At 59.1% G+C, this 10,630-nt stretch carries 12 protein-coding genes; 7 read left to right on the top strand and 5 right to left on the bottom strand.

What is annotated here, in order from left to right; genetic code table 11:
• Together ERD80_RS20180 and ERD80_RS20185 are read left to right on the top strand one after the other, a co-directional pair.
• Positions 1 to 823, top strand: an 823-nt coding sequence (locus tag ERD80_RS20180) for a M24 family metallopeptidase (protein ID WP_136548301.1), incomplete at its 5' end; no start/stop codon positions are given.
• A gap of 10 nt (positions 824 to 833) precedes the next feature.
• A complete protein-coding gene (locus ERD80_RS20185; RefSeq protein WP_136548302.1) occupies positions 834 to 1,613 on the top strand; it encodes an SDR family oxidoreductase in 780 nt (259 codons plus the stop codon).
• Positions 1,614 to 1,627: 14 nt separating this feature from the next.
• Here ERD80_RS20185 and ERD80_RS20190 read toward each other — a convergent pair whose 3' ends face one another.
• On the bottom strand, positions 1,628 to 2,329 hold the full coding sequence (locus tag ERD80_RS20190) for an OBAP family protein (RefSeq protein ID WP_136548303.1): 702 nt from the start codon (positions 2,327 to 2,329) through the stop codon (positions 1,628 to 1,630).
• Between the two features lie 272 nt (positions 2,330 to 2,601).
• Between ERD80_RS20190 and gcvA the strand changes: the two genes are divergently transcribed.
• The 4 genes from gcvA to ERD80_RS20210 all read left to right on the top strand — a co-directional run bounded on the left by gcvA (position 2,602) and on the right by ERD80_RS20210 (position 5,737).
• Complete coding sequence (gcvA, locus tag ERD80_RS20195; RefSeq protein ID WP_031280119.1) at positions 2,602 to 3,507, top strand: transcriptional regulator GcvA; 906 nt, start codon at positions 2,602 to 2,604, stop codon at positions 3,505 to 3,507.
• A gap of 75 nt (positions 3,508 to 3,582) precedes the next feature.
• Positions 3,583 to 4,410: a DMT family transporter gene (locus ERD80_RS20200; RefSeq protein ID WP_059011881.1), complete on the top strand. Its 828-nt coding sequence runs from the start codon at positions 3,583 to 3,585 to the stop codon at positions 4,408 to 4,410.
• Positions 4,411 to 4,429: 19 nt separating this feature from the next.
• Positions 4,430 to 5,320, top strand: a complete 891-nt coding sequence (locus ERD80_RS20205) for an oxidoreductase (protein ID WP_058758851.1) — start codon at positions 4,430 to 4,432, stop codon at positions 5,318 to 5,320.
• 171 nt (positions 5,321 to 5,491) lie between these two features.
• Complete coding sequence (locus ERD80_RS20210) at positions 5,492 to 5,737, top strand: hypothetical protein (protein ID WP_136548304.1); 246 nt, start codon at positions 5,492 to 5,494, stop codon at positions 5,735 to 5,737.
• A gap of 2 nt (positions 5,738 to 5,739) precedes the next feature.
• Here the strand turns inward: ERD80_RS20210 and bdcA are convergent, their stop codons facing one another.
• Positions 5,740 to 6,453: an SDR family oxidoreductase gene (gene bdcA, locus ERD80_RS20215; protein ID WP_021509562.1), complete on the bottom strand. Its 714-nt coding sequence runs from the start codon at positions 6,451 to 6,453 to the stop codon at positions 5,740 to 5,742.
• A gap of 88 nt (positions 6,454 to 6,541) precedes the next feature.
• On the opposite strand from bdcA, the gene ERD80_RS20220 reads away from it, so the two are divergent.
• Positions 6,542 to 7,117 (top strand): TetR/AcrR family transcriptional regulator, encoded by a 576-nt coding sequence (locus ERD80_RS20220; protein ID WP_021509563.1) that lies wholly within the window; start codon positions 6,542 to 6,544, stop codon positions 7,115 to 7,117.
• Positions 7,118 to 7,156: 39 nt separating this feature from the next.
• On the opposite strand, the gene ERD80_RS20225 is transcribed toward ERD80_RS20220, so the two are convergent.
• The 3 genes from ERD80_RS20225 to ERD80_RS20235 form a co-directional block, all read right to left on the bottom strand.
• Positions 7,157 to 7,855 (bottom strand): GntR family transcriptional regulator, encoded by a 699-nt coding sequence (locus tag ERD80_RS20225; RefSeq protein ID WP_058758854.1) that lies wholly within the window; start codon positions 7,853 to 7,855, stop codon positions 7,157 to 7,159.
• Between the two features lie 126 nt (positions 7,856 to 7,981).
• Positions 7,982 to 9,175: an enolase C-terminal domain-like protein gene (locus ERD80_RS20230; RefSeq protein ID WP_158252658.1), complete on the bottom strand. Its 1,194-nt coding sequence runs from the start codon at positions 9,173 to 9,175 to the stop codon at positions 7,982 to 7,984.
• Position 9,176: 1 nt separating this feature from the next.
• Entirely contained in the window at positions 9,177 to 10,496 is a 1,320-nt protein-coding gene (locus ERD80_RS20235; RefSeq protein ID WP_021509566.1) for an MFS transporter, read from the bottom strand.
• Positions 10,497 to 10,630 lie beyond the last annotated feature (134 nt).

Consider the following 10,630-nt stretch of genomic DNA (forward strand, 5'->3'; position numbering starts at 1 on the left):
GTATCAGTCGCTGAGCAGCGTGCTGCCGGCGGGCCATATCGGCAGCGATACGCCCATGGCAGGATTGAGCGATATCCAGCCGCAGATGATTACGCTGCGCCAGGGGCTGAGCGCAGCGGAACAGCAGCGCTTTCGCACGCTGGGACAGGAGACGGCGCAGATTGTCGAAACGGTGGCGCGCCAGTTGCGCGCGGGCGTGAGCGAATGGCAGGTCGAAGCCGAGATTGCCGCCGGCTGTCTGGCGCGCGGCATTCGCCCGATGTGCACGCTGGTGGCCGCCGATGAGCGCATCGCCGCATTTAAACATCCGGTGCCGACGCGCAAAACGCTGCAGCGCATGATGCTGATCACCCTCGGTGCCGAACGGCACGGTTTGCATGTCAGCCTGACGCGCCTGGTGCATCTCGGCGAACCCGACGCGGCGCTGCGCCAGCGCATCGTGACGCTGGCGGAGATCCACGCCGATATGCTGTATGCCACCCAGGCGCAGCGCAGCTGGTCAGCGGTTTTTGCCGACATCACCCAGGCTTATCAACGCCACGGTCACGCTGAGGCGTGGCGCGATCATCATCAGGGCGGTCCGGCCGGTTACGGCTGCCGCGACTGGATTATCACCCCGGAGAGTCGCGGCGAGGTGCAGCCCGACATCGCCGTGACGTGGAACCCGACGCTGAGCGGCGTGAAAAGCGAAGACACTTTTTTGCTCAGCCGCAGCGGGCTGGTGCCGCTCACGCGCAGCGACAGCTGGCCGCTGATTCGCCTGCAGCGCGGCGATAATACCCTTGAGCTGGCCGACTGGCTGATTCTCCCGACATCCTCATAAGGAAGCGACTATGTCCCCACGTTTAGCCAATAAAACCGCCATCATTACCGGTGCCGGCAGCGGCATCGGCAGCGCCATCGCCACCCTGTTTGCGCGCGAAGGCGCCCGCCTGGCGCTGTTCGATCGCGACGCACACAGCAGCGAAGCGCTGGCGGCGCAGCTACAGCAGCAGTCCGGCCAGCGCTGTCTGGCCTGCGCAGCCGATGTCACGCAGCCGCAGCAGGTTAGCCGCGCGGTACAGCAGGCGCAGCAGGCGCTGGGGGATATTGATATCCTGATCAACTGCGCTGGCGTAAACGTTTTTCGCGATCCGCTGACGCTGGACGAGGATGACTGGCAGCGCTGCATGGACATCAATCTGAAAGGACCTTACAACCTGATACGCAGCGTCCTGCCGGCGATGCTGGCACGTCAGTACGGCAACATCGTTAACGTTGCCTCAGTGCACGGGCACAAAATCATTCCCGGCGCGTTCCCTTATCCGGTGGCCAAACACGGGCTGATCGGCCTGACGCGTTCGCTGGGCGTGGAGTACGCCGCGCAGGGCATCCGCGTAAACAGTATTTCGCCCGGTTTGATCATGACGCCAGCCGCTGAAGCCTGGCTGGCGAGCTGTCCGGATCCGCAGGCCGAGCGCGCGCGTCAGGCGACGCTGCTGCCGTGTAAACGCATCGGCGAGCCGGATGAAGTGGCTTACACCGCGCTGTTTCTCGCCAGCGACGAGGCGCGCTTCATCAATGCCACCGATATCCTGATCGACGGTGGGCGCAGCCAGATGTATCACGAGTGAGCCGGAATCACCGGTTACGGATGCACGCGCCGGCAATGGTCGGCACCCGCCGCCACCGGATGGGCGGCGATATCAGCGCGGTCGGCGCGGATTGTCGCGGTATCGACGTCAAAGCGCTTGTCGCGGTCAGCCAGCAGCGCCGGATTGAGCTGACCGTCGGCGGTAAAGCCCATCATCAGCGTCGGCGCGCCCAGCGGCAGCGTTTTATCGCGGTCGGTATGCCAGGTGTGCCAGGTTTTTCCGTAGGTGTTGACGATTTTGCTCATCAGCGCATGCTCTGCGGCCGGCGGCAGGCCGGGCGCAATCAGCGTACCGGATTTCACTTCATAGCGATGGCTGTGCCAGTACTGTTTTTCCTGCGCCGGTAGCTGCTTAAATAAACGTTCGCTGATGATATATTCCACGCCCATTAATTTGGCGTCTTTTTTGTTACCGTCAAAAATAACCGCCTGCATCACATCGTCATTAAGAATGGTGACGTAGTGATGGGCCTCCATCTGCCCCTGCTGATTTCCGCAGTAATAATGAAAACCATCCAGATACGTATTGATCGCCTCAATCGGCGGCCGCGACTGCAACGCCGCCGCCCCGCTCTCCAGCAGCGCGGTTTTCCCCGCCTCCGGCGCACCAGGTGCCGTAACCGGCGAGGCGCTGTTATTCGCGCCACAGCCGGATAATAACAATAACGCCAGCGCGCTAAATACACGATTTCGCATTTCATCACCCCATTCTTTTATTGAGTGATAAACATAGTTAATCAGCGTCAGGACGCGAGCGCAGCGGGAGCCATATCCGGCGGCGGATTAAAACCGCCACGCGGTAAATAACCAACCATTCAGCTGGCCGCCGATTCAGTGATGAATGTGTCGGCCACTGTTAGCAGACTGACAGGCTGAGAGGCGAAGCTGGGGGGTGGGTGAATAAGTTTCGTGAGTGAACAGACGATTCCGCTATCATGAGTGAACGCTCATAAAACAAGGCTGCACCGATGAGAGAGTTACCGCCTACCGCTATGCTGCGCGCGTTTGAAGTGGCGACGCGCCATCCGACCTTTACCGCCGCCGCGGAAGAGCTGTTTATCACCCAAAGCGCCGTCAGCCATCAGCTCAAAAACCTGGAAGAGATCTGGGGCGTGCAGCTCTTTCAGCGCGGCAAAACACTGAGTCTGACGCCAGCCGGCGCGGCGCTGGCACCGATTGTGCGCGAGTTTTTCAGTAATCTGGAAACCACCTTAGCCGACTTGCGCGAGCAGAAAGGCCGCGTGCGGCTGCGCGTAAACACCACTTATTCATTTGCGCTGAAGTGGCTGTTGCCGCGCCTGCCGGACCTGACGCGCCAGCATCCGGAAATTCTGGTGACGCTGGAAAGCACCGATGATGCGATTACCTTCTCGCGCCAGGATTCTGATGTGGCGATCCGCTTTGGCCATGGCAATTATCCGGCGCTGCACAGCGAATTTATGTTTCGTGAACAGCTGTTTCCGGTCGCCAGCCCGGCGCTGCTGCAGCGCTTCGGCACGCCGCAGGAACCGGCAGAACTGCTGCGCTACCCGCTGCTGATGCGTGATGGCGCCGATCTGGTGCCAAAGTGGGAGATCTGGTTTAAACAGGTCGGCCTGACGCTGGATGCCTTACAGGAGAGCGTACGTTTTGCCGACACCAATATGACGCTGGAAGCCGCGCTGCTGGGGCAAGGCGTGGCGCTGGCGCGCAGCGGTCACGTTGAAAAAGAGCTGCGCGACGGTAGCCTGGTGCGGCTGTTCAACGTCGCGTTTTCCTCGCCCGCCGCCTACTATTTCGTCTGTCCGCAGGGCATTGAAAGCCAGCCGCACATCGTTGATTTTCGACGCTGGCTGCTCGCCGAATCACGTCAGGCGCAGCAGGATTATCAGTGAAGTATGAGTATTTACTCATAGCGCAATGATAAATCTTCGCTTTCCAATCCTTTTGCGGCTGCATAGCATCAGCCTATGTCTGATTACATTATTGTCTTAACGCTGTGCGCCGCGCTGCTGCACGCCAGCTGGAACACCTTACTGCGCGGCGGATCCGATCGCCTGTGGTCAATGACCATTATGTGCGTGGCGATCGCGCTGGTGTGTGCGCTCAGTACGCTGTTTCTGCCGCTGCCGGCGCGCGCCAGCTGGAAATATGCGCTGCTTTCGGCGCTGCTGCACGTCGGCTATAACCTGTGCCTGGTGCGCAGCTACCAGAGCGGCGATCTCGGCCAGACCTATCCGATTGCGCGCGGATCGTCGCCGCTGCTGGTGACCTGCGCCGCCGCGCTGTTTGCCGGCGAGCACATCGCCTTTACTACGCTGTGCGGCATTGTGCTGGTGTCCGCTGGCATTGTGTCGCTGGCGCTGCGCGGCGGCAAACTGGCGCTGCCGGGCCTGCGCTACACGCTGGCGACCGGTGCCTTTATCGCCGCGTACAGCGTGGTGGACGGCATGGGCGTGCGCGTTGCCGGCAATGCGTTTGCGTATACCGCGTGGATGTGCAGCTTGTGGGGCATATTAATGCCGGCGGTCTACATCGCGCTGCGCGACAGCAAAAGCCTGCTGCAGTGGCGTCCAGGCGTGCTGAGCGCCGCGGCGGGTGGCCTGGTTTCGCTGCTGGCCTACGGCATCATCATTTACGCCATGACGGCAGCGCCGATGGGCGCGGTGTCGGCGCTGCGTGAAACCAGCGTGCTGTTTGCCGCCGTGCTGGGCGCGCTGTTTCTCGGTGAAGCATTAACGGTAAGGAAAATGCTGGCGTGTGCGGTGATTGCACTCGGCACGCTGATGATCGGTTAAGCGATGAGGAGATGGCAGCATGTCTGAACGTTGTAAAATCGCCCTGCTGGGCCCCGGTGCAATTGGCACCACCGTCGCGGCGGTGCTGCATGAAGCCGGGCGCACCCCGCTGCTGTGCGGCCGCACGGCCCATGCCCAGTTAACGCTGCGCCACGATGCGGGAGAAATCAGCGTGCCTGGTCCGGTATTGCATGATGCCTCGCACGTGACACAACGCTGCGATTTGCTGTTCGTGGCGGTTAAAACCACCCAGGTCGCGGACAGCGCCGCGTGGCTGGCCACTCTGTGCGATGAAAAAACCGTGGTGTGCGCGCTGCAAAATGGCGTCGAGCAGCAGAGCCAGCTGGCGCCTTATGTCAACGGCGCCACTGTATTACCTTCGGTGGTGTGGTTCCCGGCGCAACGCGAGCCGGATGCGTCAGTCTGGCTGCGCGCCCAGCCTCGCCTGACCTTGCCGGATGTGCCGCAGGCCGCGCGCGTAGTGGATGCGCTACGCGACACGCGCTGCGAGGTGGCACTGGCCGCCGACTTTCTCTCCATCGCCTGGCGCAAGCTGTTACAAAATGCCGCCGCCGGTTTGATGGTGCTGGCCAACCGTCGCGCCGGCATGTTTAGCCGCGGCGATATCACGCAGCTGGGATTAGCCTATTTACAGGAGTGCCTGACGGTGGCGCGCGCGGCCGGCGCGGTGCTGGACGACAGCGTGCCGCAGGAAATTATTGATGGCTTTCACCGCGCGCCGCCCGATCTGAGCACCTCGATCCTGGCCGATCGCCAGGCCAACCGCCCGCTGGAGTGGGATACCCGCAATGGTGTGGTACAGCGCTATGGCCGTCAGCATGCTATTGCTACGCCGATCAGTGATGTTGTGGTGCCACTGCTGGCAGCGGGCAGCGAAGGGCCGGGCTGATAAAATAGGTTGCCGGACGTGCGGGAAGAAACAGCTATGCTGCGAATTGTTTATAACGGCTACGTTTTGATCGCGACGCAATGTGTTGCGCGATAAATAGGGTGCGATGTCTACCTGATTTAAACCATCGCCTCCGCGGCATAATCACGATGACAGCAACAGGATGCACTTATGACAGATTACGTTTTTTACCGCAAACAACAGGTTATCGCCACGCTGGAGCGATCGGATGTGGAATGTGCCCGACTGCTGATGGCGGACGGTTACAGCAAGCTGGATGAAGAAATTAATGCAGCCAGCGCGCAGGCGGCGCTGCGGCGGCTGGCTGATATTCGCCATGAAGAGCACATGACCGAACACGCTTTTGCCACCGGTTCGGTATTTAGCGCGGTGGTCAGCGCCCTTTTCAGACACTGATGTTATGCGCCAAACGCCCCATCAATGGTGTGCATGGCGCCGGTGACGAAACCGGCTTCGGGTCCTGCCAGCCACGCCACCATGCCCGCCACCTCTTCAGAACGGCCATGGCGTTTAATGGCCATGAAGCTGTGCATCAGATCTTTCATCGGACCATTTTCCGGATTGGCATCGGTATCAATCGGGCCCGGTTGCACCACGTTAATGGTGATGCCGCGCGGGCCGAAATCCCGCGCCAGGCCGCGCGCCAGCCCCTGTAAAGCGGATTTACTTAGCGCATAAGACGCCATACCGGGAATCGGCATGCGGTCGCCATTGACCGAACCGATAATGATGATGCGGCCGCCGGCTGGCATCTGTCGGGCGGCTTCAACCGCAGCATGATACGGCGCGTGAATGTTAATGCGGAACAGGCGATCGACCGCGTCCGGATCCTGTTCCAGCGCATCGCCAAACAGGGCGATGCCAGCATTAACCACCAGCACATCCAGTGGTCCACTGTCGCGCACGGTGGCAATCACCGCATCGCGCTCTGAGCTGTCGGTATGAACGGCAGCCGAACCGGTTTCGTGCGCCAGTTTTTCGGCGGCCTCCGGCGAACCTGAGAAGGTGAAGGTCACGCTGGCTCCCTCATCAGCAAAGCGACGCACGATAGCCGCACCAATACCGCGACTGCCGCCCAGAACCAGAACCTGCTTATCTTTAAATACGCTCATTTGCATCTCCACGTGTGATTTCTTAGTATGCATTACAAAATGAGCCCGAATTAATGTCAACGCAATTTTGTAGCGAGCACTATAAAATATGAAATCACCTGGTCGTCCCCGTAACTTTGACCCCGAACACGCCGTAGCGGTCGCGCAGGGGTTATTCCATGCCAAAGGTTATGACGCCGTCAGCGTCGCCGATGTCACTGACGCGCTGGGCATCAATCCGCCGAGCTTTTACAGCGCCTTCGGTAATAAGGCCGGATTGTATGCCCGCGTTCTCGATCGCTACGCAGCTACCGGCTCGATTCCCCTGGCTGAGATACTGCGCGACGACCGCCCGGTGGCCGAAGCCCTCGATGCATTACTGAAAGCGGCGGCGCTGCATTATGCCCGGGATGAGGTGTGTGCGGGTTGTCTGGTGCTGGAAGGGATCCGCTGTCAGGATCAGCACGCGCGTGAGGCGGCCAGGGTGTTTCATCGCGCCGCTGAGGATACCATCCGGCGCTATATCGCGGCCCGCTACCCACAGGACGCACCGCGCCTGACCGATTTTGTCAGTACCGTGATGTCCGGACTTTCTGCCAGAGCGCGTCAGGGTCACAGTGTTGAGCAACTGCTTGCCAGCGCGGAGCTGGCGGGTCTGGCGGTGGTTGCAGCGCTTGAGGCGTGATCGCTTTTCAGCGATGTTCTGACTGCGAAGGGATGCCGGTTAACTGGCTGAGTCGGTGTCCGCCACCGACCGCTGGAACATGCGCATAATGCCGCCAAGATGCCAGTGCAGAAGTTCCAGCGCCTGTTCATCCTCGTAATTAGTTAACCGCGCCACGATCGCCTCATGATCGTTTTGCGAACCCTGAAACTCATCCGGCGTGCGCGTCAGGTGATTGAGAAAGGCACGAATGCGGTTGATGCTGGTTTTGTAAAAACCGACCAGCTCGCTATTCTGGCTGGCTTCAATCAGTGCCATATGAAACGCCGCATCGGTTTCGCGGTAGGTCTCCGGCGCGTTTTGTAATGCATCGCGTCCACGCGCCAGCTGTTCATTCAGGCGCGCGATCAGCGCCTGACGATCGTGTTGCAGCGCCAGCTTTAATGCGCCTGATTCCAGAATCTGCCGCATCTCACAGGTTTCGCGCATCTCCCGCTCATTAAACGAAAACACAAAAGTGCCGCGCTGCGGGATAATTTGCACCAGACGCTCCATCTCCAGCTTTTGCAGCGCCGCTCTTACCGGCGTCCGGCTCACGTTAAGCTGGGTGGCAATATCGTTCTCGGAAATTAATGCACCGGGTGCAATCTGGCAGTTCACGATCAGGTCACGAATATGATCGGCCAGAATGCTGCTCAGTGACTGCGGGCGGAGGATGTTTTTCGATGACCAGTCAATGATGAGTTTATCGGCGGGCATAGCGTGGCGAGCGTCCTTTAAACAGCGAGCATTTAGGGGGTCAGAATGACGATGAGCACTGTGTTTTGTAGTATACAAGAGACAGATCCCCCAAACAATAACAGGCCTGTTTGAGGGAGCGTTGGGTTATGAGGTGAACAAGTATGTCTGCTGCTGGATATGCGCTGGATTAAGTGCCATGCCCATGCCGGGTCCCTGCGGTACCGGGATTAACCCGTTCTGCGGCACCAGCGGATCGCGCAGGAAGTACTGATGAATATCGTTCCATTTCACCAGATACTCCTGATAAGGCGTGTGGATCGGCGATTGCGTGGTGCTGAAATGGGCCGTTGCGATGCTGGAATGACCGTGCGGGATCACCTGCAGATCGTACAGGGTGGCGATAGCGGCGATTTTTAACGTTTCTGAAAGCCCACCGCACCAGTAAATATCGGGCTGAATCACATCCAGCGCCCCGGATTCAAAGAAGCGTTTGAAGCCCCAGCGCGTGTACTCATGTTCGCCTCCCGCCATCGGGATGGACAGTTTATCTTTGAGTCGTTGCATACTGCCGATTCTGTCAGCCATTACGCACTCTTCCAGCCAGCGCGGGCGATACGGCTCAATGCCCTTTGCCAGTTCAAGCAGATACGTCACATCCATCGACTGCCAGCAATCAAACATCAGATCGTAATCATCCCCTACGGCTTCGCGCAGCGTTTTTGCCAGTTCGATGTTTTTCTTCAGCCCTTCCCTGCCGCTCATCGGGCCGTGGCGGAAAAACCATTTTTGTCCGCGATATCCCAGCGCCTTATACTCCAGCGCCCGCTCGTGCACCTGCGCCATATCCTGCACCGCAAAGCCCAGCATCGATGCGTATGCCGGTATTTCTTCCTGTAACGAACCGCCCAGCAGGCGAAACACCGGTTGCTGCATCCATTTGGCACGCAAATCCCACAAGGCACAATCCACCGCGCTGATCGCCAGCATGCCATCGCCCTGACGCCCATGAATCTGCGCCCGGTACATCTGATCCCACAAACGCTCGGTGTCGCGCGAATCCTGACCCAGCAACAACGGCCGCAGCTGGCCATGAATGATTGATGCAACGGCATGCGGCACCGGCCCTGCCAGCCCGTCCACGCCCTCATCAGAAACGATCTCAAGAAACACGGTGGTAATGGCAAAACCATCTTCCAGCTGAACGCCACCGTCATGATTATTCACAGTACGAAACTGCGCATAGACATCGGTGGGACGCGCGAGACGCTCCTCCCAGAAATCGCCCTCTCCCGGCATCACGCCTTTCACCTGAAGTAACCGGACATCAATAATCTTCATACTACTGCCCCTCACGTTGTTCATTGCTGGCCTGATAAGCCGGTAAACGCTGGCGACGAAAGATGATGCTCAGAGTAATGATCGAGAGCATCGCCATCGCCGCCAGCCAGTAAAATCCGCCGTTATAACTGCCGCTGCGGTCGCGTATCACGCCGATGACCCACGGATTCACCACACTGGCAATACTGCCCAGCGCATTGATCAGGGCGAGGCCACCCGCCACCACGGACGCCGGGATAAACTGCGCGGGCAATCCCCAGAACACCGGCATCGCGCCGAAAAAGCCAAATGCCGAACAGCACAAAAACATCATTTTCACCAGCGAGTTATCGAACCACGCGACGCATAACAGCCCGACAAAGGAGAAGATCAGCGCCAGATAGTTGGCCAGCAGTCGCGACCCGGGGCGATCGGCTATGCGTCCCAGCACCAGCATGCCGGCCAGACCAAATACGTAAGGGATGATGGTGATGAACCCGGTCTGAACATGACTTAAGCCGGTTTCGCTGATGATCAGCGGCAGGAAGGTGCTCACCGCACCGTTGAGGTTCGCCAGTCCGTAATAGGTGAGGCTGAACAACAACACCAGCGGGCTGAACAGCGCTTTCAGCAGACCGCCATGGCCGCGCGACGGCAGTTTTTGCCGCTCAGCAGCGAGTGTTGTCACCAGCCAGTGCTGCTCATCTGCGCTGAGGAAGCGGGCATCTTCCGGCCGATCGGGCAACGCAAAGGGGACGATCAATCCCAGCACAATCGCCGGAATGGCCTCCAGCAGAAACATCAGCTGCCAGCCGCGCAGCCCCAGCCATCCGTGCAGCTCTAACAACAGGCTGGAAACCGGCGTGCCTATAATCAGCGCGATCGGAATGCCGGTCATAAACGAGGCGATGATGCGTCCGCGCCACGCCACCGGAAACCACAGGGTGAGATAAAACACGATGCCGGGGAAGAAACCGGCTTCAGCGGCACCCAGCAGCGCGCGCATCACATAGAGGCTGTTTTCACTCCACACAAACATATGCGCACCGGAGATGATGCCCCAGGTCACCATAATGCGGGCGATCCACCAGCGTGCGCCCACCCTTTCCATCAACAGATTGGAGGGCAGTTCGAGGATGGCGTAAGGCAGGAAAAACAAACCGGCGGCAAGGCCAAAACTGGCGGCGCTGATGCCGAGATCGGCATTCATGGTGAGGGCGGCCACGCCGATATTGGCGCGATCGATCACCGCAATAACGTAGCAGCCAATCAGCAGCGGAATCAGTCGCCACGACAGTTTACGGATCACCCGCTTTTCAATTTCAGTATCTGTACTTTGCATGGTCTTTCCCGGTGTTGGTGACATGGATAAAAAATGCACTTGTATACAAGTTCTGTTGTATACATCCGCTGAACACTCTTCAATGGGCTGAGTACGGAAATGAGATATGAAACGTTTCAGCGTGAAGCCGCTGG

It is taken from the genome of Pantoea sp. R102 (genome assembly GCF_004916815.1).
Lineage (GTDB): Bacteria > Pseudomonadota > Gammaproteobacteria > Enterobacterales > Enterobacteriaceae > Pantoea > Pantoea dispersa.

Coding starts and splice junctions, on each gene's coding strand:
- ERD80_RS20185 (WP_136548302.1), top strand. CDS start 834: ATGTCCCCACGTTTAGCCAATAAAACCGCCATCATTACCGGTGCCGGC.
- ERD80_RS20190 (WP_136548303.1), bottom strand. CDS start 2,329: ATGCGAAATCGTGTATTTAGCGCGCTGGCGTTATTGTTATTATCCGGC.
- gcvA (WP_031280119.1), top strand. CDS start 2,602: ATGAGAGAGTTACCGCCTACCGCTATGCTGCGCGCGTTTGAAGTGGCG.
- ERD80_RS20200 (WP_059011881.1), top strand. CDS start 3,583: ATGTCTGATTACATTATTGTCTTAACGCTGTGCGCCGCGCTGCTGCAC.
- ERD80_RS20205 (WP_058758851.1), top strand. CDS start 4,430: ATGTCTGAACGTTGTAAAATCGCCCTGCTGGGCCCCGGTGCAATTGGC.
- ERD80_RS20210 (WP_136548304.1), top strand. CDS start 5,492: ATGACAGATTACGTTTTTTACCGCAAACAACAGGTTATCGCCACGCTG.
- bdcA (WP_021509562.1), bottom strand. CDS start 6,453: ATGAGCGTATTTAAAGATAAGCAGGTTCTGGTTCTGGGCGGCAGTCGC.
- ERD80_RS20220 (WP_021509563.1), top strand. CDS start 6,542: ATGAAATCACCTGGTCGTCCCCGTAACTTTGACCCCGAACACGCCGTA.
- ERD80_RS20225 (WP_058758854.1), bottom strand. CDS start 7,855: ATGCCCGCCGATAAACTCATCATTGACTGGTCATCGAAAAACATCCTC.
- ERD80_RS20230 (WP_158252658.1), bottom strand. CDS start 9,175: ATGAAGATTATTGATGTCCGGTTACTTCAGGTGAAAGGCGTGATGCCG.
- ERD80_RS20235 (WP_021509566.1), bottom strand. CDS start 10,496: ATGCAAAGTACAGATACTGAAATTGAAAAGCGGGTGATCCGTAAACTG.